This is a genomic window from Dyadobacter sp. SG02, from assembly GCF_900109045.1.
GTDB lineage: Bacteria > Bacteroidota > Bacteroidia > Cytophagales > Spirosomataceae > Dyadobacter.
This window is the reverse complement of record NZ_FNYL01000004.1, coordinates 273,829-298,631: the sequence shown is the minus strand read 5'-3', so window position 1 is coordinate 298,631 and position 24,803 is coordinate 273,829. Positions and strand designations below refer to the sequence as shown.

Here is a 24,803-nt window from a genome sequence, read left to right as displayed (position 1 = left end):
TAATTAAACCTGGCCGATGGGAAACCGGAAGCCGAAGTACCTCAATGGCATTAGAACAAACCTGGCGTTGGTTCGGGCCTAACGACCCTGTTTCGTTGCAGGATATCCGTCAGGCCGGGGCAACCGGAATCGTAACCGCATTACATCACATTCCCAACGGAGAAATTTGGGAAGTATCAGAAATTCAGGCGCGTAAAAAAATGATCGAAGACGCCGGCCTTACGTGGTCGGTCGTGGAAAGCGTGCCCGTGCACGAGTCGATCAAGACGCGTTCCGGGGATTTTGAAAAACATATCCTTCATTATCAGCAGTCGCTCCGCAACCTGGGGCAATGCGGTATCGATACTGTTTGTTACAATTTTATGCCCATTCTCGACTGGACGCGCACCGATCTGGACGCGCCAATGCATGATGGCTCCACCGGTTTGCGTTTCGATGCAACGCAGTTCGCCGCATTTGATCTTTATCTTTTAGAAAGGCCGGAGGCTGAGGAGTTGTACACGGACGAGCAAAAGCGAGCTGCTAAAATTTGGCTTGAAACGGCGTCAGAGCAAGAGAAGGAAAAACTCGTCCGTAATATCATCGCCGGTCTGCCGGGTTCGGAGGAAAGCTTTACCGTTGAAGAATTCCGGAAGGTTTTGAAAACTTACGAGCATATCGGCGATTTTGAGTTGCGTACGCATTTGTACCAGTTCATCCAGGCCATCGGACCGGTGGCGGAAGAGGCGGGAGTCCGGTTAGCGATCCACCCCGACGACCCACCTTATCCGATCCTGGGCCTGCCACGTGTGGTAAGCACCGAAAATGACGCGGAGATGCTATTGAAAGCGTATGATAAGCAGGCGAACGGCATTTGTTTCTGTACAGGGTCCTACGGTGTAAGGCCGGACAACGATCTGGCGGGAATAATCGACAGGCTGGGCAACCGCATTCATTTCATACACCTGCGCGCCACCAAGCGCGAGCACGACGGCAGTTTTTACGAGGCTGATCACCTCGATGGCGACGTGGATATGTACAGCGTAATGCGGGCATTGGTATTGGAGCAGAAAAGGCGCGAAAATGAAGGTAGAACCGATTTGAGAATGCCTTTCCGTCCTGATCACGGCCACCGGATGCTCGACGACCTGTCGGCAACGAAGCGGACCAACCCGGGTTACACGGCCATCGGGCGCCTGCGCGGGCTTGCAGAGTTGCGCGGCCTCGAATATGGGATTGAAAGAAGTTTGTGATTGTAACAAGAAAGAGAATGGAAACGATTAGCACCGCTGTACAAAAGACCTTCATTTCCGAAGATTTCCTCCTCCGTTCGGAAACTGCGCGTATCCTTTACCATGATTATGCGAAGGAAATGCCGATCATCGATTACCACTGCCATCTCCCGCCGGACCAGATCGCGGAAGACAAGCAGTTTGATAACCTGACGCAGATCTGGCTCTACGGCGACCATTACAAATGGCGGGCCATGCGTGCGAACGGTATCAACGAACGGTATTGTACCGGCGATGCGAGCGATTGGGAGAAGTTCGAACAATGGGCGGCTACCGTGCCCTACACGATGCGCAATCCGCTTTATCACTGGACGCACCTCGAATTGCTCCGTTATTTCGACATCGATATCCTGTTAAATAAAGGTACTGCAAGAGAGATTTACGAAGAATGCTCTGCGAAGCTGCGCCAGCCGGATTACTCGGTGAAAAGCCTGCTGAACCGCATGAACGTGAAGGTAATCTGCACGACGGATGATCCAACGGACTCTCTCAATTACCATAGCGCGATCAGCGAGAGCGGTTTCGATATCCGCGTGCTGCCGACGTTCCGTCCGGACAAGGCGATGCTGCTGATCGAGTCGCCGGAGGATTTTAAACAATATCTGGCCAAACTGGCGCAGGCAGCGGAAGTAGGGGAAATTACTTCTTACGAAGCATTGCTGGCCGCATTGCAGAACCGCCACGACTTTTTCGCTTCCATGGGCGGTCGCTTGTCGGATCACGGTTTGGAGCATATTTACGCGGAATTCGATGAGGCTGCGGCACGTGAGGCATTTGCAGCTGCATGGAGGGGCGAGAAACCTTCTGCAAGCCAGACACTTGCATTCAAATCGGTGCTATTGTATGAAATGGCTAAAATGGATCATGCCAAAGGCTGGACGCAGCAGTTCCACCTCGGTGCATTACGTAACAATAATGAGCGGATGCTCCGCGAGCTAGGCCCGGATACCGGCTGGGATTCCATTGGTGATTACAGCCAGGCACAGGCGCTTTCGAAATTTTTGAACAAACTTGATTCGACGGACCAACTGGCGAAAACGATTTTGTATAACCTCAATCCGGCCGATAACGAAGTATTGGCCACGATGACGGGCAACTACAACGACGGTACCGTCGCCGGCAAAATGCAGTTCGGTTCCGGTTGGTGGTTCCTCGATCAGAAGGATGGTATGGAACGGCAGATGAATGCGCTTTCGAATATGGGCTTGTTAAGCCGTTTCGTGGGAATGCTTACCGATTCGCGTAGCTTCCTTTCTTACCCGCGTCACGAGTATTTCCGTCGCATTCTGTGTAACCTGATCGGCCAGGATGTCGAAAATGGCGAATTGCCGAACGATATCCAGTGGTTGGGTAAGATGGTGCAAGGTATTTCGTATAACAACGCCAACAAATATTTTGGCTTTTGAGTAAAATCCGAATTTAAATACGCTAATAAAAGGAATAGCCCAGACATTTGTTGTGGGCTATTTTAATGTTAATACGTAATTTTGGCGCGTAATCATTTTTCAATGGCCCGTCAGGGAGCTTCATTCTTTGGCCAACGGGCAATAGTTTAAAATATGGCTCAGATAGTATCCTTCGGGGAAGTCCTTATGCGACTTTCCACTCCTGGTTTTTCCCGTTTTGAACAAGCCCGTCAATTGAATGTAACATATGCTGGTGGCGAAGCGAACGTTTCGACCGCATTGGCATATTGGGGACACAGCACGGCGCACGTTACCCGTTTCCCTGACTCGCCCATCGGACGTGCGGCGGCTCAGTACCTGCATTTTCATGGCGTCGATACATCGCACATTCTTTTCGGAGGCCCGCGAATGGCCGTTTATTTCCTCGAAACCGGTGCTGCCATGCGCGGTAGCCAGATCGTGTACGACCGCGCGAACTCATCGCTCGCGACGATCGATCCGAAGGAGTTGGATTGGGACAATATCCTGAAAGATGCGAAATGGTTTCACTGGGCGGGTATTACCCCGGCATTGTCGCAAGAAGCGGCGGACGCGTTGCTCGACGGCATTAAAGCGGCCCGTAAACGGGGCATTACCGTCTCCGGAGACATTTTTTATCGCGCCAATTTGTGGAAATATGGCAAAAAGCCATCCGACATTCTTCCAGAACTGACTGCCGGAACAGACGTCGTAATCGCCAACAGCATCAATATCAAGGAGATTTTTGACATCGACGGAAACGATTTTGTCGAATCCTGCGTCAACTTACAGAAGGCTTTCCCGCAAGTGAAAACGGTGGTGGATACGAAAAGGACGTCGATCAGCGCTTCGCATAACTTGTTGAGGGCGTTTTTGTGGAACGGCAAGGAGCTGCTCGAAACGGAAGACATCGAAATCAACCCGATTATCGACCGCGTTGGCGGCGGCGACGCATTCATCGCGGGCCTTATCCACGGCCTCATTACCTTCGATGACCAGCAAAAGGCGCTCGAATTCGGGGTGGCCGCTTCTGCATTGAAGCACACCATCGAAGGCGATGCATTGATCTCGACGATCGCCGAAGTGGAAGCCATCCGTCAGGGAGAGACCTCAGGAAGAATCAAACGTTAACAACCTGGCCAACAATCATGGATAAAGAAACAACACTGATACTATTGAACGAAGTCGGCGTACTGCCGCTGTTCTATCATGCAGATATTGAAATCGCCAAAGAGGTGATCAATGCGGCATACCGCGGCGGCGCGCGCGCATTCGAGTTCACCAACCGTGGTGATAATGCTTACAATGTATTTACGGAGCTTCTGGCTTATGTAAAGGAAAGCCTGCCCGGCCTTTCGCTGGGTATCGGTACCATTTACGACGCGGAAACCGCGCAAAAATTCATCGATGCAGGTACCGATTTCATTGTAACGCCCTGCCTTAATCCGGCGGTAGGCGCAGCATGTTTGAAGGCCGGTATTCCCTGGATTCCAGGCATTTCCACATTGACAGAAATATATAATGCGCAGCAAGCAGGCGCGGAAGTAGTAAAACTATTCCCGGGCGAGGTGGTGGGTTCCGCATTCGTGCGTGCGATCCGCGGGCCTATGCCGAAGGTGAAAATCATGGTAACCGGCGGCGTTCAGCCCACCAAAGAAAGCATTAACGAATGGTTCGGGGCTGGTGCTTACGCGGTTGGTTTAGGTTCAAACCTCTTTCCGAAAGATGTGGTAGCAGAAGGAAATTATCCCTGGATCGAGCAGAAAGTCGCGGAAAGTATCGCGCTCGTGAAGGAGTTCCGTGCGAATAGCTGATTAATATTCGAGAATATCGCTCAGGCGCGTGGAGAAATCGATCATTACTTCGCCGCCTGACAGCGTTTCATCAAAGTGCACTGCAAGCTGAGGCTTGCCCGGTTCGTAAATGTAGGTCGGGTCGACCTTGCTTATCGCGCTCTACATTAAGGTCGGGGTTCGCCATGCAGAATGCTACTAACTCCTCGTCGGTGAAATACGGATGTGCAGGTATTTTCAATTGAATAAACATAGTGTGCTCTTTGCTAAATATAGCATTTCTGAATGAATGCTAATTGGCTTTCTCCCGCATAATTTTGTAACTTATAAGGCAGTTAGCCGTGACAAAATTATGATTACCGTTGCCATTATCATTTCGCTGGTCCTGTTTTCGCTCGGGTTTATTGTAACGCCGGGTAATGCAAAGTACCTCTTGTCGGGGTACAATACGATGTCCGAGGCCGACCGCGCCAAGATGGATATTGTTTCCTACGTGAAGTTCTTCAATCGCTTTCACATATTCCTTGGTATCAGCGAGCTGGGTGGCGTGCTGTTGCTGAATACTTTCAATGCGAACTGGGCCACGGTATTCATGGTGATGTACCCGCTTTTGGCCTATGTGTATATGATCGCTGTGGGAAACCGGTATTACACGGGTACTAGCGGCCAGCGGGTAGGTACTTACATCGTTATGGCCATTATCATTGTGGTGGTGATAGGTGTAGGCTTCCTGATGTTTGCGGGTATGAAAAACAGTGAGATATTCCTGACTACCCGCGCATTGGAGATCAAAGGTCTTTCCGGGATAAAAATTGCGCGTGATGATGTGACCGGTTTCACTGTCACCGACAGCCTGCCTGACATTTCGAGCAAGGCGGATGGCTTTGCAGGCGGCGAGTATAAAAAAGGTGCTTTCAAAACCGATGATGGCCGCATTGTCAGGTTGTATATCAATAAAAAATCTCATCCTTACCTGCTGATCAAAACAGTGGGGGATGAGATCTATTTCAGTTCCGACGAAATCTCGGCTACCGAGCTTTACAATCAGCTCAAAGCGTGGAAGTCCCTGTAACGACGAGCTCGGTCATGTAACCTTTCACAGCATCGGCAAAACCCGGCAACAATGTAAGGTCGGTATCCCAAAGCGATACGTCGCTCAAAACCTGCTGCGCCAGATCGATGGGAGAGGCGGCATTCTTCCATTTTTCATCAAAGTATGCCGCGGAATCGCAACGGATCGAATAGGGCTGGCCGTCGCGTTCGCCGTAATAAGCATTGTCCTTGTGCATTACAGGCTTCATAAACCGCAGGAACGCGGCAAAACCTTTGGCAAACAATGCGGGTACTTCGTCGGATTTCTGGTAATGGTTCAGAAGCGTCGGGATGTTGCGCATTTTCATCTTGGCCGTATACTGCACGGTAATGTCGATCAGCTGATGGCGGATGAACGGGTTGCGGAAACGGTCGAGTACCTGGTTGCCAAACTCCTGCGCTTGTGCGGGATCGACGTTGTAAGGAATTGCAGGTGCGAGTTCTTTCAGCATTACATCGGCAATAAATTGTGCTGTTTCGGCATTTTCCATCGCCTCGCGAACGGTGTCAAGGCCATGGAGGTATGAAAGTCCTGACGCCAGCGTATGTGTGCCGTTCAGCAGTCTCAATTTCAACTCGCGGAACAAGTCGATATCAGGTTCGATCACCACACCTTTGTCGGCCTGGGCAAAGCTCAGTACATCACGCACCTGCTGGTCGCCTTCGATAGCCCACAGGCTGTATACTTCGGAAACAATGAGCAAATCGTCGCGGAAACCCTGTTTTGCGGAAAGTGCTTCGATCGTTTCGGCATCCGGCTTGCCGGGAACAATGCGGTCTACGAGCGAGCTGCAAAAGTGATTATATTTTTCAAGCCAATATATAAATGCCCTGTCCAGGTCGTGCCGTTGTGCCTGTTCCAGTACGATGGCTTTCAGTTTGGGGCCATTACCGACGATCAGCTCCGTAGGAACGATCACCATACCTGCTTCCGGCGCGCCGTTGAACGCCTTGTAGCGTTCGAAAAGATAGGCGGTCAGTTTGCCGGGAAAGGATACAGGCGGGTTGGCAAAAATATCGTCGTCGACCAGCTGGATACCCACCTCAGTCGTATTTGAAATAACAATGTTAAGCTCCGAATTGTGAGCGCATTCGAGGATATCGGCCCAGTCGCTGGCGGCGGCCAATGTGCGGCTGATGCTGGTGTTAATCACCGTTTCGTCGATCTGCTTGCCGTTTTCGATCCCCCGGATGCTGTGCGAGAAAATGTTTTTCTGCTCCGAAAATGCGTCCGTGCCCCCGGTACTGGTCGATTTTACAACGACGATCCGGCCATTGAAAATACCCTGCGTATTGGCTTTGTTCACAAAATAGTCGGGCAGGCCGCGCAACAGCACACCCGTGCCGAACTGGATGATTTTTTCAGGCAATGCAAGAAGTTTCCCGTGATCGGGAAGAAGTCCGGGCTGCTGGTCGAGCAGTTGGGGGGAAAGCTGCGGTAACGACATTTTTCAGTAGATAAAAGGTTTGACAGTATGACGCCGTTTGGAAAGTATAACCCCTAAACAAAAAGAGGTACCTTTTGGGGCACCTCTTTCGTATATTTTTTTAGGTTAAACCTAAACAGTCATCGTTGCAAAGCCGCTTTCTTCTTTTTCTTTCTTTTCATCGGGAAAAACGAAGTTCATCGGGTTATTTACTTTCTCGGGAAGGAGCGCGATATTCAGCACCTCGTCGACCTGGTCCACATAATGGAATGTAAGGTCCTTAATGTAGTTGGCCGGTACTTCTTCCACGTCCTTGCGGTTTTTTACACAGAGGATAATCTCTTTCACGCCCGCACGGCGTGCAGCAAGGATTTTTTCCTTTACACCACCCACCGGAAGCACTTTTCCGCGCAATGTGATCTCGCCGGTCATCGCGATAAACGGTTTCACACGGCGCTGCGTAAATATCGACGCCATCGACGTTGCCATCGTCACACCCGCGCTAGGCCCGTCCTTGGGCACCGCGCCCGCTGGTACGTGTACGTGAAGGTCGTAGTGATTGAAAATGCGGTAATCGATGCCTACCCTTTCCGCATTGGCTTTGAGGTAGGATAATGCAGCCACGGCTGATTCTTTCATCACATCGCCCAGCTGGCCGGATAATGTTAATCCGCCTTTTCCACGGCTCAGGCTCGTTTCGATAAACAGGATTTCGCCACCTACCGACGTCCAAGCAAGACCGGTAACAACGCCTGCAAAGTCGTTGCCCTGATACAAATCCTTATCAAAAATCTCTGCGCCAAGGTATTTCTCGATCTGCTCGGCTTTGACGGTTTTGGGATAATCCTGCTCCATCGCCACCGATTTCGCGATCTTGCGGACTACCGTGCCCACCTTCTGTTCGAGGTTACGCACGCCCGATTCGCGGGTATAGCCTTCTATCAGTTTGAGCAAAGCTGCATCGTCGACTTTTACGTCGGTTGCTTTCAAACCGTGGTCCTTGCGTTGTTTCGGAACGAGGTAACGTTTGGCGATCTGCAATTTCTCTTCGATCGTATAACCGGTCATTTCGATGATTTCCATCCGGTCGCGTAAGGCGGGGTGAATGGTGTCGAGTGAGTTGGCTGTCGCTACGAAGAGAACCTTGGAAAGATCGTATTCTACTTCGAGGTAATTATCTGTAAATGAAGAGTTCTGCTCCGGGTCGAGGACTTCCAGCAATGCGGAAGAAGGATCGCCGCGGTAATCGGAGCTCACCTTATCGATTTCGTCGAGGATGAATACCGGGTTGGCAGAGCCTGCTTTTTTGATGTTCTGGATGATCTTACCCGGCATCGCTCCGATGTAAGTCTTGCGGTGTCCGCGGATTTCGGCTTCGTCGTGCACGCCGCCGAGCGCCATACGGATGTATTCCCGGTTCAATGCTTTTGCAATGGATTTACCCAACGAGGTTTTACCTACCCCCGGAGGGCCGTAGAGGCAAAGGATCGGCGCTTTCAGGTTACCTTTCAGTTTCAGCACCGCCAGATATTCGATAATGCGCTCTTTCACCTTTTCGAGACCGAAATGGTCGGCATCGAGGATTTTTTGCGCCCTTACCAGGTCAAAATTGTCTTTGGTATATTGTCCCCACGGCAAATCCACGAGTGTTTCCAGGTAATTCATCGTTACCGGGTATTCGGGTGCCATCGGGTTAATGCGCTGCAACTTCGTCAGTTCTTTTTCAAAATGTACCTTCACTGGCTCCGCCCATTTTTTCTGGCTGGCTTTCAGGCGAATTTCATCGAGGTCGCGTTCGGGGCTGTCCATTCCCAGTTCATCATGCAAAACCTTGATTTGCTGGCGCAGGAAATAGTCGCGCTGCTGCTGGTCGATATCCGAGCTGGCTTTGGTCTGGATTTCCCGTTTCAGTTCCAGCATTTCAATCTCCCGCATCATGTATTGCAGCAAAAGCGTGGCTTGCTTGTGGCCGTTGCGCTCTTCGAGCAATTTCTGCTTGTCGGCGATTTCTACATTGATATTCGAAGACAGGAAGTGGATCAAAAAGATCGGGCTTTCGATATTATCGAGCGCAATGCGTGCTTCCTGCGGGATTTCCGGGTTCAGACGCATGATTTTGTGCGCACCATCACGAAGCGATTGCAATAATGCTTTTGCCTCTTTCTTGGTAGGCCCCACAAACGAGTCCTCGATCGCCCGTACTTCGGCAGTCAGGTAAGGTTCTTCGCTGACAATGGCTTTGATTTCGAAACGCTGGCGTCCCTGCACGATGATCGTCACATTGCCATCAGGCAACGTGATCATTTTCAGGATCTGCGCGACGGTACCAATATTGTAAAGGTCCTCGGCCGTAGGGTCTTCCTTGTTGGGAATAGCCTGAGTGACGGCACCGAGAATACGCTGATTGATATCGGAGTTGCGGTATATCTTTTTAACAAGCCTGATGGCTTTCTGGCGCACCACTGTCACGGGAATTACCATCCCCGGGAAGAGCACTGTTTGCCTGATCGGAAGTATCGCCAGTTCGTTAGGAAGTTCAAAAGGCTCGTCAGAGCCATCGGGGCCACCAAGAGGAACGATTTCAAGGCTATCCATGTCCGAGTCGGACATTAGCAGCCGGCTATATAGATCAGAAGGTTCAAATTTCATAGGCATTCTGTCAAATTGACAGATAATCTTTTCCCAATATATAAATAATGACTTTCAAAAGAAAGGCATTATCAAAACAAAATAGCCGTGCCACTACACATATTGTCATGCATTTTTATAAGCGGTCACAAACTAATTACAGCAGGTGAGAAGTCTGTCCTTTTTTAAATAAAAACGTCTTTTTTTCGGACTGGAATTTAACGTTCGTCATATTGACCTGATCGTCAAAAGTTTCCATAAGCGTAACGTTCAAAAGTTTGCAGCCGTTCAAAGCGCCCTGAAAAGGGATTTCGAGATACACCCACGTTGCATCCTGCTCCTGTTCTTTTCCGAGGTATTTGATAGGGGTATTTTTTTTCTGACTATCTGTCAAAACAAATGATTTGCGAATGTACTCTTCAACGAAGCGATCGTTTTGATCATTGTCCTTGATCACAAATCGTTGTTTGGAATGGCTTTGCGACAATGCTTTTTCAAGATCATCGGTAAATATCCGGATACTTACCTCAAAAGTCCGGGATGTCGCATTGTATTGCATTTGCGTCACCGAAACGTGGTAATCGTGTTTCGGTTTGAATGACGTCAGGAGAAATGAGAAAAGGAGGATAGCACCAATTGGTGCTATCCTCCTTTTCATCAGAATACCGCTTTCCATACGTCGTTGAAAATCGCGAAAGCCATCAGGCCTAAAAGGAGCACCATACCTACTTTCTGGGCATTTTCGAGGAATCTGTCGGATGGCTTGCGGCCGGAGATGATTTCGTACGAAAGGATTACCGCGTGGCCGCCGTCCAATGCCGGAATAGGCAATGCATTCATGAATGCGAGTACCATCGAAAGCAAGCCGGTAAGCTGCCAGAAACGGCCCCAGTCCCAAACGCCGCCGAACATACGCGCGATGCCGATCGGCCCGCTCAATGCTTTGGAAGCCGAAACTTCGCCACGGAATATTTTACCGAAACCTTTGATATTGTTATACACGACGCCGAAGGCGTTCTCCGTACCAATAGCCACCGCTTCTCCAAATGTGTATTGAACAACTGTGAAGTTGAGCAGTGTTTCGGGGTAGAAGCCGAGGGTCCCGTCTTCGGTTACGGCCACTTTCAGTGATTTCTGCGCCGCGCCGCGTTGCACTACCAGGGTGGTTTCCTTGCCTTTGAGTTTTTCGAGCTGTGCCTGCAATTCATGAAAGAAACGGATAGGCGTGCCGTTGATCGACGTGATCTGGTCGCCTACTTCAACGCCGGCTTTTTCGGCTGGCATTCCGGGGATCAGTTCGCCGATTTTGAAAGGCTCTATCGCCCGGATGAAATTACGTTTCTCGTCTGGATCGGATAGTTTTTCAATGAAATTGTTTGGGATTTCGATCTGTACTTCCTGGCCGTTGCGGTCAACGGTGTAAGAGCTGTTGCTCCCCAGAAAAACTTCCGAGCTGATCACGTCGCTGAAATCTGTGAAAGGTTTGCCATTGACGCGAATCACTTTGTCGCCGGTTTTCAGGCCGATTTCCTGCGCCAGCTCACCTGCCACAATACCATATTTGTTTACTTCACTGATCGAAAGGAACTGGTTACCCTCGTGGTAGGCGATCGCGATGAAGATGATGATACCCACGATCACATTCACGATGATCCCGCCGAGCATCACGATCAGGCGTTGCCAGGCCGGTTTCGAGCGGAATTCCCACGGTTGCGGCTCCTGGCTCATCGCCTCGGTGTCCATCGACTCGTCGATCATACCGGAAATTTTCACAAACCCACCGAGCGGGATAGCGCCTATACCATATTCTGTTTCACCTTTTTGAAAACTGAAAATTTTAGGAGGAAAGCCTATAAAGTATTTTTCAACCCTCATTCCGAACAATTTTGCGGCAGCCATGTGCCCCCACTCATGCAACCCCACCAGGATCGACAGGCCCAGGATAAGCTGCCCTGCCATGATCAATATTTCCAATGCTTTCTGTAATTCCATTCAGGTTTTGTAATCGTTACGGGTTAATTGTTAATCAAAAAAAGTTCGATCTCCGCTACCGGATCAGTGTTTTAAACGTAAATGTAAACAGTAAAGTTACGCAAATCCTCCAACAACCTTGCAAATGCCCGGTATCAGTGTGCGAGCGGGGTTTTGTCGGGTCCGATGGCGATGCCCATCATCCGCATCAGTTCCGAAGCGTTGAAACTACGGCAGATACCTTCATGCAAACGATAATCGAAATGCAGCTGGCCGTTCTCCACATCCGACCGGAAATGGAAGTTGTGGATGTAGTTTTCGGTTGCGCCCCATTCGCCGAGTTCCAGGTCGTGGGTGGACACCATACCCGATGCCTTTTTGGAATGCAACTGACGGATCAGCGCCTCCGCACCCCGGTGGCGGTCTGCCGAGTTGGTACCTTTCAATATCTCGTCGAGCAGGTAGAAAACCGGTGCGCCGGCATGCTCGTCCGCCAACCCGAGCAGTTTGCGTAATCTTTTGAGCTCTGCATAGAAAGAGGAAGTACTTTCTTCCAAAGAATCCTGCGTACGCATGCTGCTGAACACGCGCACTGGCGAGCACGAGAAAGCGCCCGCACTCACGACCGCGCCCATTTGTGCAAGCACGAGGTTTAAACCGATCGTTCTTAAAAAAGTACTTTTTCCCGACATATTCGAGCCGGTCACGAGTATCGTTTTGCCGGTCCCTTGCATTCCGAAATCGTTGCTGACGCGCTTTGTCGCAGGTATCAGCGGGTGCCCCAATGCCTCTGCGGTGACTATAACCTCGGTAGTGTCCCTGACAACCGGTACAATGTAATGCGCGTTGGCAAATGCGTGACCTGCCAGGCTATTCATCGCCTCGGTATCGGCCAGTACATCGAGCCAGTCGGCGAGATGCTGGTGATGTGCCGTCTTCCATTCTTCGAGGCTGGCCAGGCAATGCATGTCCCACAGCGTCGGAATGCCTATAAAAATTGCGAAATAGGGATTGTTGCGGTAGTCCAGCTTTTCGAACAGGCCGCCTACCTTCGCCAATGCGGCAGACGAACCGCTGATCTGCGCCTTTCGGCTCTCCCACCAGGTCGATTGATAGGGAGCGTTTTCAGCTTTTTTCAATAGCTCCGAATAGGCCGTAAGCGTTTGTCCCATTGAGGTCGTGCGGTTCGCAAGTACTTTCACGTAATCGGCGTAGCGGCCTAATATCAAAAGATGGATGCCGAGGCTGATCAGTACCGCAATGCCGGGCAGCACGCCGGTGAAATACAGAATCGCGATCACGAGCGTCAGCACTGGGAACCAGCGCCAGGGTAATGCTTTTTGCAATGGCTCCGGGAATTTCTCCACGACCCACCCCTGAAATTCGCCTACATGTTTGGCGGCGTGTTCGTGCAAGAGCGCGGTCGCTTCCCAGCCCTGGATCAGTTCGGGATGCCGGCTGAAATCGATGGCGGCTGCTTGCCGGAGGCTTACTTCGCCTGCATCGGCGGGGTTTTTGAGCCAGCTGGCCAGCCGGCGGCTTCCTTCGGCGGTACGGGTGCGGTTGAGGAGCTTGAAAAGGGAGAATTCTCCGAAAATATCGAGGTCGTCGGAGTAGTTATGGTCCTTTTCACGGAATTCCGAACCGGTTTCTGGTCTTTTGAATCGAAGGTCGAGGCGGGCGAGTTCGTCGTCGTTGATGGTGATCAGGTTTCGCTGGAAATTGCGGTTAACGCGTGCCTGCTGCTGTTTCCGCATTAAAATCAGAAAGATCGCGAGCAATACCAGTATCCCGATTCCCCAGTAGGCAATGCCCGTTTTGTTCCAAACCACTGCCAGCAGCACCATTCCGGCGAAGGTAGCCAGGCGTAGGAGTGCAATGCGTTTGAACCTTTCATGCTCCTGTTGTTCCGCGACCGTCGCTTTTTCTTTTTGTGTTTGAAAAAATGATGTGGAATGCTTTAAATCGGCGTTTTTCATGAAAAGTTTTCAGCGGTTTCAAATTGCAGTTTGATGAGGTTGGCATACATGCCGTCGGGGATGGTGCTTAATGCCTGGTGCGTACCTGACTCGGCGATCCGGCCTTCACGCAGCACATAAATCATATCCACCTTCCGGATCGTAGCAAGGCGGTGCGCGATCACGATCGTCGTACGGTTTTTCATGAGCTCATCCAATGCAATCTGCACGAGTTTTTCAGACTCCGCGTCGAGGGAGCTGGTCGCTTCGTCGAGGATCAGGATTTTGGGATCTTTTAGAATAGCCCTCGCAATGGCAATGCGTTGCCGCTGGCCGCCGGAGAGTTTAATGCCCCTTTCGCCGACAATCGTTTCAAAACCCTCGGGGAAAGATTCGATAAATTCCAGCGCATGGGCACGCTTCGCAGCATCTACAATGGCTTCGCGGGAGGCCGTGGGCTTTCCGTAAGCAATGTTCTCATAGATCGTCCCGCCAAAAAGCATAACTTCCTGCGGTACGATCGCGATATTTTTCCTTAATGCCGAAATGCCGTATTCCCGTATCGGCTTGCCGTCGACCAGGATTTCGCCCGACTGATAATCGTAAAAACGCATCAGGAGCTGTACGATAGTCGATTTGCCTGCCCCGCTGTAACCGACCAATGCAATTTTCTCACCTGCCTGAACATCCAGCGAAACTCCTTTTAATACCGGCAGATCGGAACGTGATGGATAAGCAAAATGGACATCCTGGTAAGTAACGCGACCTTCTACATGACTTGCGACGGCATTCTGTGCTTCGTCGACGGATACCTCCGGCGTTTCTCCCAGGATTTCAAAAACACGTTCGGAAGCACCTACCGTACGGCTGATCTGCGCATACAAATCACCCATTCCACTGATGGACGCGCCGATGAAAGTGGTGTAAAGGATAAATGTAAAAAGGTCCGAAAGCCCGAACTCCCCGGCCTGCACCAATGCCGCGCCGTACCAGACTACACCCACAATCCCGCCAAAAGTGGCGAAAATGATAAAGGATACAAACCCGCCCCGGAAACGTGCGGCGTACAATGTAAGATCGACAACTTTGCCGAGAATCGTTTGGTACCGATTGATTTCCAAAGGCTCATTGGTAAATGCCTTTACGACATTCACGGATTGCAGCGTTTCCTCCACCACCACATTCGCGGCTGCGAGCTGGTCCTGCGCTTTGCGCGAGAGCCTGCGTGTGTGACGCCCGAAGAAGACCGAAGCCACACCGAGGATAGGCACCGTCGCGAGCATGAAGAGCGTCAGTTTCCAGGATGTATAAAATAGTATCGTCATGCCGACGATGAGCGTCGCGGCCTGACGGAAGAGTTCTGCGAGTGTAAATGACATCAGGCCCTGCAACTGCGAAACATCGGAAGTAATGCGGCTTGTGAGCTCGCCAACGCGACGTTCTTCGAGAAAAGGCACGGGTAATGTGATGATTTTACTGAAAACATCCAGCCGGATATTGTTAACGGCCTTTTCGCTGACTTTGGAAAAAAGATAGATCCTGAAATACGAAAATACCGCCTGGCCTGCCAGCACCACGAAAAGCAGCACGGTGATCTGATTGATCGTAAACCGCGATTTACCCTCAATGACCTCGATAATGCTTCCTACGAGCTTCGGAAATGCAAGTGACGTACTTGTGGACAGCACAAGAAACAGCATCCCGGCCGCGAACATCATGCGGTAGGGGCGCAGGTAGCGCAACAGCTGAAGTGTAATTTTCAGGCCTTCCCACCTGATCTTTTTGACTGCAAACGGGGATGGGGTTTCATTGTTGGCCATTAGAATATGAGTACACCGGAAAGCTGTTTTAAACCGGTTTGGATAAACATTCGATCGTTAGCCTGCAAAAGTAAGCATTAATTCAAAGCTGCCCGGGAAGGGCCGCCCGGACAGGGCTGCTTAGGCAGGGCATTATTGTCAAGTTTACGTGCGATTGTGCGTAAAAATGCCTAATTTTTCAATGAACGGACGATGAGTCTTTTTGCCGGTGTAAAAAAGTTGTAAAAAACTTGCAAACCCCAGGCAACCCTGTGCCGGAATCCCTCGTATAGGTTCAAAAAAGCAAATAGCATGCCCGAGTATAACTCCGCCGTTCTTCAAGAACTACTCGACGGCTGTTTAAAGAAAAACCGCCGCAGTCAGGAGCTGTTGTATAAGCAGTTTTACGGCTATGCTATGAGCATTTGTTTACGCTATACACGTAGCCGGGAAGAGGCGAAAGAAATACTCAACGATGGATTCTTGAAGGTTTTCACGAAGCTGGAAAGCTTTGATGCAAGCCGGCCATTTAAAACCTGGTTGAGCAGAATCATGATTAATACAGCCCTCGATCATTACAGACAGGAAGTTCGCAGAGATGTTTTTGACGACGTGGAGGTCGCGGACCAGGTGTCCGTAGACGAAACGGTTATCAGCAAGCTTTCCCACGATGAGCTGGTCGGATTGATCCAGCGCCTGACTCCGGCATACCGGCTGGTTTTCAGCTTGTCGGTCATTGACGGTTACACACACGAAGAAATTGCAGAACAGCTGAATATTTCAGTTGGGGCGTCAAAATCGAATTTGTCGCGTGCAAGAGAAAAGTTGAGAGAAATGTTATCCAAGATTAATATTGACGACTATGATAGAGTTGCCAGATGACGAACTGGACAAGCTCTTCAGAAAGTCATCAGAAGAGCTTGATCCGACATACGAACCCGACGACTGGAATGACCTGCGGAAGCGACTCGATCAGCAGGATGGAAGAACTCCGGCAGGGTGGTGGCGGAAATGGTGGCCAGTGGGTGTGCTGGCGCTGCTGATCCCGGCTGGGGTGCTGTTGTACTCCTTGGAAGGGGGGGATGGAGGAAAGAGTAAGGATAAGTCAGGTGTTGTCAGTGAGTCAGGTGTTGTTGGGGAAAGGGAGGATGGAGGAAAGGGAGAGGGGAGGAAGGATAAGTCAGGTGTTGTCAGTGAGTCAGGTATTGTTGGGAATAGGGAGAATGCAGGAAAGGGAGAGGGGAGTAAGGATAAGTCGGGTGTTGTCAGTGGGTCAGGTGTTGTTGGGAATGGTGAGAATGCAGGAAGGGAGGCCGCTGACGGGGAGTCAGGTGTTGCCAGGGAGTCGGGAGGCTCGGAAGCGGATCTTAAGAAAGAGCGAGTGGCTGATGCGAATGTGGATAATGGAAGGCCGGTTGTTGATAATGCAAAAGAACCGGTAGCTCATGGAAATAAAGCCGTTGTTGGCAACGGAAAACGTATTGGGAACAAACCGAAAACCAGTGTAAAAGAGGCTGGTAAATCTTCCTCGAAATCAGAATTGAATACTGCTGTTAATAGTAATAGCAGAAAACCATTGCCCCGGAGCCAATCTAAGGCAGGCGGAGTGTACTTAGAGCCTAACCGCTCAAAAGTGGAAGGAGGCGACGGGGCTCTTTCTATTACAAACAATGCAAAAACGGGTGGCAGGGAGACGTCCCTGTCCCAAACAACCGCTCCGCAGGCCGGTAATGTGGTTTCAAAAGCATTGGCAGAAATGCAGCCAGTAACTGCGAATACATCGTTGGCAAAGGCTGATGAGTCAGGTCGCGCGCTAATTTCAGCATTTGCGCTAGATAGTAAGAAGCCGAAATGGAATGCATTGCAATTGCCTGGAATCTCCGAACCGGTGTATGAGCTTGCGGAACCGCCCAAACCACCTAAGCAGTCGTCCATGTCGGCAGAAGATCAGCCGCTTGTAGCATTCAGATTTGGCTATTCGCCCGATCTGAGCACGGTAGGTTTGAAGAATTTTTCAAAACCGGGGGCTTCGGTTTCGCTGTTGGTGGAATATTCGGTTTTGCCAAGATTATTTGTGCAAAGCGGTGTGGTATGGAGCAGAAAAGATTATTACGCTCCGGCGGAAGCTTACCGGTTACCGAAAATCCCCCATGTATACCTACCGGATATGACAGGCATCGACGGCATCTGTAAAGTACTCGAAGTGCCGATAAATTTGAGATATGACATTGCGTCGGGCCAAAGGTCGCGTTGGTTCGCAGGAGCGGGTTTCTCGTCCTATCATATGAATAGCGAGAAGTATAAATACAACTACGTGAACCCGAATGACCCTAATGCAATCAAATATCCTGGCTGGAACACTAAAACGGGATGGTATTGGTTCAGTCATGCCAATGTCTCCGCCGGATACGAGTATCGAATCTCCCGTAAGCTGTCTTTGCTCGCGGAACCTTCCGTCCGCCTGCCGCTCAAACGTGTAGGGTTTGGAAATGTAAACCTTATTACCACTGGCCTTTGGCTATCAGTGCGCTACACCCCTGTTTTCAAGTGAGCACTATGCCCACATTATTCTTGAATTGTATCTTCTAATTAATTCATTATTCACTATGAACTCAATTGAAAAAGGAAGCATGAAGCGGGGGGATTTCCTCCGCAGCCTAGGGCTTAGTACCTCAACGTTAATGGCCTACTGGTGCCTGGGAACAACTATGACGGCCTGCGGTTCCAGCGACGACGATCCAAATCCCGATCCCGATCCCGATCCAAACCCGGGCACAGGTACAGGCATATCAGGCACAACAACCGGCACAGCTATCAATTTCACGGTTGATATGACCAATTCGAATAATACCAAGCTGAAAACCAACGGAGGTTTCATCATCACAGGTGACGTGCTCGTAGCCAAAACAACTGCCGGCAGCTACGTTGCTCTGAGCAAAATCTGCACGCATGAAGGAAATCCGGTGACATATCGGCCGACGTCCAACGATGTTTTCTGCCAAACCCACGGCTCCACGTTCAGCATTGCCGGTGCGGTGACGAACGGTCCGGCTGCCGTAGCGCTCAAAACGTATACAGTAACCGTTTCCACTGACGGCAACACTTTAACAGTGAAAGCTTAATCTGAACTAACCATGAAAGTACTCCGCCTACTCGTGATGTTGATGTGTTCATCAACAGTTTTATATGCACAGGATGACTTGCTGAACGAGCTGTCGAAACAGGACAGCGCGCAAACCGTTCCGGTAACCGCCACTTTCAAATCGACCCGCGTGGTGAATGGCCAGTCGGTGGAAACGATGAAAAAGAAGCACCTCGATTTCCGCATTTCGCACCGTTTCGGGAAGCTCAATTCGGGCGCTTATCAGTTCTTCGGGCTCGATCAGGCTACCATGCGGCTGGGTTTCGAATACGGGCTTACCGACGACCTGGAAATCGGAGTCGGCCGCAGCACGTCGCAGAAAGTGTATGACGCCTTCGCGAAATATAAAGTGCTGAAACAAACCACCGGTGCACGCAATATCCCGGTTTCGATTACGCTGTTCGGTGGAACGGGTGTGGCTACGGTGGACAAGGAGCGGGAATTTCAGGACAAATTGTATTATACCGCTCAGGTGCTGGTAGCGCGGAAGTTCGGTGAAAGACTCTCGCTGCAACTGTCGCCAACCTATTTGTACCGCACGATGCCCGATGTACAGGGTGACGAAAAAGTGGTGCTGGCAGTGGGTATCGGTGGGCGGTTCAAGCTTTCGAAACGGGTTTCGCTCAATGGGGAGTACTTTTATACAGCCCGTGAAAAAAACACGGTTACTGCGCCTTACCATGATTCCATGTCGTTCGGTGTGGATATCGAAACCGGCGGGCACGTTTTCCAACTGCATTTTACCAACTCCCTCGGCATGATCGAGAAGCAATTCATCGGTGAAACCGCCGGAAGCTGGGGCAAAGGGGATATTCATTACGGGTTCAACATTTCCCGTACATTCAGCTTTGACAAGAAGAACAAGAAGCAGCCAAACTGATCCAGACTATGAAACTGCATTTTTTTCGCGTGGCCTGCCTGGCCATGCTCGGTACCGCTTTGCTTTCGGGAACTGCTTTTGCGCAAATGTTCGCCACTTCGGGCGGTAATACGCAATTCTCGGCGTCGACACCTCTGGAAAATATCGAAGCGGAAAACAAGAAGTCGCAGGTGATCCTGAATACGGCCAACAACGAGATCGCGATCCGGATGAACATGCGGGAGTTTTCTTTTCCCAATAAACTCATGCAGGAACATTTCAACGAAAACTATATCGAATCGGCGAAATACCCGACGGCCACTTTTTCGGGAAAAGTCGATAAAGCGCCGGATTACACCAAGGACGGTGATTACGACTTATCGGCGACCGGGAAATTCACCGTTCATGGTGTTACGAAGGAGCGGACGATCAAGGGGAAAATGAAGATCGGAGGAGGAAAGATTACGATCACGTCCGACTTCGAGGTAGCGCTGGTGGATCACAACATTGAAGTACCGAAAGTGGTTTTCGTGAAAATCGCGCAGATCATCAAGGTGAAGACGCAATATGCATTGTCTCCAAAAAAATGATAAAGACCTGCGGTCCGGTACGCCGGATCGCAGGTCTTTATTAAAACTGTGGGGTGTTACAGACTTGGTAAGCCTTTCTTGAACTTGCCAAGTCTTTTTTATTATCTCCTCCGGCGACGGCGGGCCGGTTTTCTTTTACGAACGACCTTTTTTCTTACAGGCGCTTTTTTGACGGTAGCTTTGCGTATCGGCGCTGCTACTGCCTCCTCTTCTTCCTCATCCTCGCCAACAGCCTCCTCGGTCGCTGAGGCAGTTTCCGCGATCGATACCGTCTCATTGGTTTCTTTTTGATCCACGTAAGGCAAGCGCACAGCCGCGATTTGCTCGATATTCGAAGTGCTTTCGATCGGTCTCAGCCTGTAAGAATAGGAATAGGCCTTCGCGGGCAGCAGGTACGCGTCGTGAACGCGCGGCGACCAGCTATCGTCGCCCCCGAGACCCATTTGTGCGAGGTCGATATTTACGACGGTTGAGGTGCCGCGGCTTAGCACCGCCGCGCGGCGTTTGGCGGCGAGCAGGTCTTTGTCTGTATAATCATGGACGTTGAAATTGAATGCGGTGTCGCTGAGTACCAGCAATCCGGCACCTTCCGCATTGGTCACCGTGGCCCAGCGCACGGCTGTTTTGTTACCGTTTTCCTGTGGCGTAATGTACGGGAAATGCTGTTCGGCTACTGTTCCGGCATAAATGCCTACTTTTCCACTCGTTTTCCGGTCGGCGTAGGTTTCGTGCGGGCCGTTGCCGTACCATTGGGTTTTGGTAAATGTGGCAGGCATTTTCAGCTGCATTCCCACTTTCGCGAGCGGCGGCCATTCGCCGCGTGGTGTGAATGTGTTTTGTATATGGATGTCGCCCGAGGCATAAACCATATATACCGATTGCACATCCATTTCGCCTTTGGGTTGCTTTAATGTCTGGTTGAGCGTCACCTTGTAGATCTGTGCCGTCAGCTTCTGTGTTTTCATCTCAGCAGAAACACGTTCCAGGGTATCCAGGTCGAAATTGCGCCATTGGGTAGCGTAGCTTTTTGCGCCGCCACCTTCGTCGTTATCGCTCGGTACGCGCCAGAAGTTGGCGTACGGACCACTTTCGAGCATTTCTTCCTTTTTATTTTTGAAAGAAATCATGCGGCCTTCGTTTTTGTCGAAAACTACTGTAAAGTCCTGGCCGGAAATCTGCACGCGTGCGGCTGTTACCTGGGCAATGCGGAGTGGGCGTTCGCTGTACAGGCTGAGATTCGGGCGCGGGGCAGCCGGTTTCATCACCGGAACCTGGTACCAGGCGACTTCGTGGCCTTTCGGGGCCCAAAGCGTTGCTTCTTTTAATCTTAAACTTAAATTCAGAAAATATTCTGCATTCGGTTTCGCCGAAGCGGGCAGTTCATAGGGAATGGTAATCTGTTGTTTCTGGCGTGCCAATGCATTCAGATTCGTAATGCTTCCGCCTTTGCCCACAGGCTTACCGTTTTCGATCAGCGACCATGCCAGTTCGTACCCGTGCAGCGACTGAAAATCGTAGGTATTATGCAATGTGACGGCCTTTGCACCGGCTTTCAGCGTGTCCGGCGTTTCGAATTTTACATATTGATATACCTTCTTCACTTCGCTGAGCTCCGGCTGGGGCGTGCGATCGGGGTTCACGAGCCCGTCGCCCGCATTGGCGCCGTCGACGTAGTTGAAATAATCCCAGTATTCTGTGCCGTCGGCGCGTTTCAGTTTTAATCCCTGGTCTACCCAGTCCCAGATGAATCCGCCCTGCATGGTCGGGTATTTTTCGATCAGGTCCCAATATTCTTTCAGGTTACCGATGCTGTTGCCCATCCCGTGCGCGTACTCGCAGACGATGAGCGGGCGGGTTTTGTCCTTTTTGACGAGTTCGACCATGTCCTGCGTGGACGGGTACATGACCGAAACGATATCGAAACTGCTGAGTGTCGTCGGTTTATAATCCTTACGGCCTTCGTAATGAATAGGGCGGGTAGGGTCGGCTAGTTTGATGAAATCGCCCATATCCGCGAAATTCTGGCCCATTCCCGACTCGTTACCCAGCGACCAGATGATCACCGACGGGTGGTTTTTGTCCCTTTCTACCATTGCATTGCCCCGTGCGAGAAATGCCGCGCGCCATTGCGGGTTATCGGCGAGGATGATGTTCTTTCCCCACAATTCATGGCTCTCAATATTGGCCTCGTCCATTACGTACAGCCCATATTGGTCGCACAAATCGTACCATTCCGAAGCATTGGGGTAATGCGAAGTTCTGACCGCATTGATATTGTGCTGCTTCATTAAACTAATGTCCCTGATCATCGACTCGCGGCTGATGGTACGGCCGTTTTCCGGGTCGAATTCGTGGCGGTTGACTCCTTTAATGGTTACCGCTTTGCCATTGACGAGCAATTGCCCGCCTTTGATCTTCACATCCCTGAAACCCACGCGCTGGCTCGTTGCTTCAAGCACTTTGCCGTCGGAGTTCATCAATTGCACGGTTAGCGTGTAAAGATTAGGCATTTCCGCGCTCCATTTCGCAGGGTTAGGAATCGGCATTTCGGCGCGTACCGCTCCTTCCTTGCCCATTTCCAGTGTACCTACCATCTGGCTCACCGGCGTGGCGACCACGTTTTTGGAAGCATCGTATAAGGTGAAAAGTACCTGATGCGCATGAATGGGCTGCGGGCCATAGTTTTTGACATATGCGCTCAGTTTCAATGTCGCGTTTTCGTGATTAGCGTCCAGAATCGTCCTGACGGAGTAATCAGTTAAAACCACTTTGGGCAGAAGCAACAGGTTTACATCCCTGAAAATGCCCGAAAGCCGCCAGTAATCCTGATCTTCCAGGTAACTGCCATCCGACCAGTTGATCACTTCCACGGCCAGATTGTTCACACCTGCTTTCACATCTTCCGTCACATCGAACTCGAAAGGCGTCATACCATCCTCGTGGTAGCCTATCGCGACACCGTTCAGCCATACGTAGCAGGCGGATTGCACGCCCCCGAAATGCAGGAATACCTGCTTATCCCTCACATCCGGAACCGTGAACGTGGTACGGTACATGCCTACCGCATTGGTATCGGCGGTAATGCGCGGCGGCGCAGCTTTGAACGGGTGTTTGATATTACTGAAAATAGGACGGTCGTATTTGCGGCCCTCGCGCGCGCCTACTACCTGCCAGTTGGACGGTACCGGGATGTTGTCCCAACCCGCATCCGACACTTTCGGATCGTAAAAATTCAGTTGTGCTTTCGACGGATGCTGCGCCCATTTGAACTTCCAGGTACCATTCAGCGACTGGACGAACGGGCTTTTTTTGTCCATGACCAATGCGGACTTTTCCGTAGGGTAGGGGAAAAAATCGGCGCGCGGCTTCTCGGTATTAATGCTGATCACCTGCGGGTCCTGCCATTCGGGAATGGCTTGGGCGTGAGCCGAGTGGTTTAGAATTTGTATTAAAAAAAACAGTATCGGAAATCCGCAACGGGTAGAGAATTGCATATTACTTTCTGTGGTGATATTCGTGCGGCGCTTTGTTTGAATGCAGGCAAGCACGCGTTTTTATTTCGGGAGTTAAAATTAGGTATAATCAAAAAGAAACGGACGCAAAACGGGGGTACCATGAAGTTTTATTTGAAGAATGCCCTTATTTTGCCTGCACATGTAAATTCTCTGTTATGCTGTTAGCTGTCGACCTTGGCAATACCGACACCGTTTTCGGGCTCTATGATTCCGGTAACTGGGAGCATATCTGGCGGATGCGCTCGTTGATACAGGAAAACGAGGCGCATTACGAGTCGAAGCTGCGGCTGCATTTCCTGGAAGCCGGCTTGTGGTTCGGGGATGTGGAAACGGTGGTGCTGAGCAGCGTCGTACCCGCATTGACACCCGTGATTTTGCGAATGCTCCGCTCGCTATTTGGCGAAGGTGTCGTCGTGGTCGGGCCGGATGTTTACCCTGCATTATCCATTGAAATAAACCATCCGCACGAAATCGGCGCGGACCTCATTGCCAATGCGGTAGCGGTTTCGACACGTTACAAAGAAAATTGCGTGGTCGTCGATTTCGGTACCGCATTGACATTCACGACGGTTTCCAAAGACAGTAAAATCCTCGGCGTGGCCATATTACCGGGTTTGGTAACGGCTGTGAAAGCATTATTCGCCAATACCGCGCAGTTGCCCGAAGTGCCGCTCCAACTTCCGCCGTCGGCCATTGGTAAAAATACGGTGGAGGCGATCCAGGCAGGTATTTTGCTGGGTTATGAAGGACTTGTGAAGTCGCTGTTGAGCCGCATTCGTGCGGAGCTGGGCGGCGAATGCATTGCCGTTGCGACGGGCGGACTGTCCTCCATCATCGACACGCTTCGAGACGAGTTCACAGAAATTGACAGAAAATTAACATTGGACGGCCTGCGCATTATCGGCGAAAGTCTCAGGGCTTAGTTTTAAAACAGCCATCTTCAATCAAAGGCAGATCCCAAACCGGTTGATTATACAAATACACCCAACAATCCCTGACGATTCCCTGATCATCCCTGGCAGGTACCACTTTACGGACGTACAAACTCGCCGTTTCGTCTTCCAGAACATCCTCATATTCATCCAGTTCTTTCAGTATTTCAAAGGAGTTTAGCTGGTAAATTTCCCCGTGTACACGTGTGGGCGCATCAGGCTCATGCAGCGCGCCCGGGTACCACTCCACGCGGAACAGTTTTCCATTGAAATAGCCTTTTCCTATATAGTTTGAAAACAACCGTAGCTTCCTCGCATAGGGGTTGTCGAAACCCTGCATCAAAGTGCCGTAAGTAAATAAATTATATAACTTTTCCATTCTGCTGCCAGAAGATCAGAAAT

19 protein-coding genes are annotated in these 24,803 nt (G+C 50.7%); 11 read left to right on the top strand and 8 right to left on the bottom strand.

Annotation, left to right across the window (positions count from 1 at the left end):
• The first annotated feature begins 44 nt into the window (after positions 1–44).
• From uxuA to BMW93_RS11270, 5 genes are all read left to right on the top strand, one after another.
• Complete coding sequence (gene uxuA, locus BMW93_RS11290; RefSeq protein WP_090375448.1) at positions 45–1,232, top strand: mannonate dehydratase; 1,188 nt, start codon at positions 45–47, stop codon at positions 1,230–1,232.
• Between the two features lie 17 nt (positions 1,233–1,249).
• Positions 1,250–2,677 (top strand): glucuronate isomerase, encoded by a 1,428-nt coding sequence (gene uxaC / locus BMW93_RS11285; protein ID WP_090375446.1) that lies wholly within the window; start codon positions 1,250–1,252, stop codon positions 2,675–2,677.
• Between the two features lie 153 nt (positions 2,678–2,830).
• On the top strand, positions 2,831–3,826 hold the full coding sequence (locus tag BMW93_RS11280) for a sugar kinase (protein WP_090375444.1): 996 nt from the start codon (positions 2,831–2,833) through the stop codon (positions 3,824–3,826).
• Positions 3,827–3,843: 17 nt separating this feature from the next.
• Positions 3,844–4,509, top strand: a complete 666-nt coding sequence (locus BMW93_RS11275) for a bifunctional 4-hydroxy-2-oxoglutarate aldolase/2-dehydro-3-deoxy-phosphogluconate aldolase (protein WP_090375442.1) — start codon at positions 3,844–3,846, stop codon at positions 4,507–4,509.
• A gap of 331 nt (positions 4,510–4,840) precedes the next feature.
• Entirely contained in the window at positions 4,841–5,560 is a 720-nt protein-coding gene (locus BMW93_RS11270) for a DUF3784 domain-containing protein (RefSeq protein ID WP_090375441.1), read from the top strand.
• On the opposite strand, the gene BMW93_RS11265 is transcribed toward BMW93_RS11270, so the two are convergent.
• From BMW93_RS11265 to BMW93_RS11240, 6 genes are all read right to left on the bottom strand, one after another.
• Positions 5,538–7,028: a tagaturonate reductase gene (locus tag BMW93_RS11265; RefSeq protein WP_090375439.1), complete on the bottom strand. Its 1,491-nt coding sequence runs from the start codon at positions 7,026–7,028 to the stop codon at positions 5,538–5,540. The two genes, BMW93_RS11270 and BMW93_RS11265, sit on opposite strands and share 23 nt — an antisense overlap.
• A gap of 111 nt (positions 7,029–7,139) precedes the next feature.
• The gene (gene lon, locus BMW93_RS11260) at positions 7,140–9,617 is read right to left on the bottom strand and encodes an endopeptidase La (RefSeq protein WP_177194067.1); all 2,478 of its coding nucleotides are present in this window, start codon (positions 9,615–9,617) and stop codon (positions 7,140–7,142) included.
• A gap of 175 nt (positions 9,618–9,792) precedes the next feature.
• A complete protein-coding gene (locus BMW93_RS11255; RefSeq protein ID WP_229240350.1) occupies positions 9,793–10,293 on the bottom strand; it encodes a DUF6702 family protein in 501 nt (166 codons plus the stop codon).
• A complete protein-coding gene (gene rseP, locus BMW93_RS11250) occupies positions 10,293–11,609 on the bottom strand; it encodes an RIP metalloprotease RseP (protein ID WP_090376225.1) in 1,317 nt (438 codons plus the stop codon). Before rseP ends, BMW93_RS11255 begins: the two co-directional genes overlap by 1 nt.
• Positions 11,610–11,761: 152 nt before the next feature.
• Positions 11,762–13,585 (bottom strand): MutS-related protein, encoded by a 1,824-nt coding sequence (locus BMW93_RS11245; protein WP_090375434.1) that lies wholly within the window; start codon positions 13,583–13,585, stop codon positions 11,762–11,764.
• Complete coding sequence (locus tag BMW93_RS11240; protein ID WP_090375432.1) at positions 13,582–15,384, bottom strand: ABC transporter ATP-binding protein; 1,803 nt, start codon at positions 15,382–15,384, stop codon at positions 13,582–13,584. Before BMW93_RS11240 ends, BMW93_RS11245 begins: the two co-directional genes overlap by 4 nt.
• 291 nt (positions 15,385–15,675) lie before the next feature.
• On the opposite strand from BMW93_RS11240, the gene BMW93_RS11235 reads away from it, so the two are divergent.
• From BMW93_RS11235 to BMW93_RS11215, 5 genes are read left to right on the top strand one after another with little or no spacing between them, the layout of a single operon-like run.
• Positions 15,676–16,245, top strand: coding sequence for an RNA polymerase sigma factor (locus tag BMW93_RS11235; RefSeq protein ID WP_090375430.1), 570 nt, complete (start codon positions 15,676–15,678; stop codon positions 16,243–16,245).
• Positions 16,226–17,914 (top strand): hypothetical protein, encoded by a 1,689-nt coding sequence (locus BMW93_RS11230; protein WP_090375428.1) that lies wholly within the window; start codon positions 16,226–16,228, stop codon positions 17,912–17,914. Before BMW93_RS11235 ends, BMW93_RS11230 begins: the two co-directional genes overlap by 20 nt.
• Before the next feature lie 55 nt (positions 17,915–17,969).
• Positions 17,970–18,485 carry a ubiquinol-cytochrome c reductase iron-sulfur subunit gene (locus BMW93_RS11225; RefSeq protein ID WP_090375426.1) on the top strand — a complete coding sequence of 172 codons (516 nt, stop codon included), beginning with the start codon at positions 17,970–17,972 and terminating at the stop codon, positions 18,483–18,485.
• A gap of 12 nt (positions 18,486–18,497) precedes the next feature.
• Complete coding sequence (locus tag BMW93_RS11220; RefSeq protein WP_090375424.1) at positions 18,498–19,385, top strand: DUF5777 family beta-barrel protein; 888 nt, start codon at positions 18,498–18,500, stop codon at positions 19,383–19,385.
• A gap of 8 nt (positions 19,386–19,393) precedes the next feature.
• Positions 19,394–19,954 carry a YceI family protein gene (locus BMW93_RS11215; protein WP_090375422.1) on the top strand — a complete coding sequence of 187 codons (561 nt, stop codon included), beginning with the start codon at positions 19,394–19,396 and terminating at the stop codon, positions 19,952–19,954.
• Between the two features lie 101 nt (positions 19,955–20,055).
• On the opposite strand, the gene BMW93_RS11210 is transcribed toward BMW93_RS11215, so the two are convergent.
• Positions 20,056–23,448, bottom strand: coding sequence for a glycoside hydrolase family 2 TIM barrel-domain containing protein (locus tag BMW93_RS11210; RefSeq protein ID WP_090375420.1), 3,393 nt, complete (start codon positions 23,446–23,448; stop codon positions 20,056–20,058).
• A gap of 176 nt (positions 23,449–23,624) precedes the next feature.
• Here BMW93_RS11210 and BMW93_RS11200 point away from each other — a divergent pair, with 176 nt between their 5' ends.
• Complete coding sequence (locus BMW93_RS11200; protein ID WP_090375416.1) at positions 23,625–24,392, top strand: type III pantothenate kinase; 768 nt, start codon at positions 23,625–23,627, stop codon at positions 24,390–24,392.
• On the opposite strand, the gene BMW93_RS11195 is transcribed toward BMW93_RS11200, so the two are convergent.
• Positions 24,382–24,780, bottom strand: coding sequence for a gamma-glutamylcyclotransferase (locus tag BMW93_RS11195; RefSeq protein WP_090375413.1), 399 nt, complete (start codon positions 24,778–24,780; stop codon positions 24,382–24,384). The two genes, BMW93_RS11200 and BMW93_RS11195, sit on opposite strands and share 11 nt — an antisense overlap.
• Positions 24,781–24,803 lie beyond the last annotated feature (23 nt).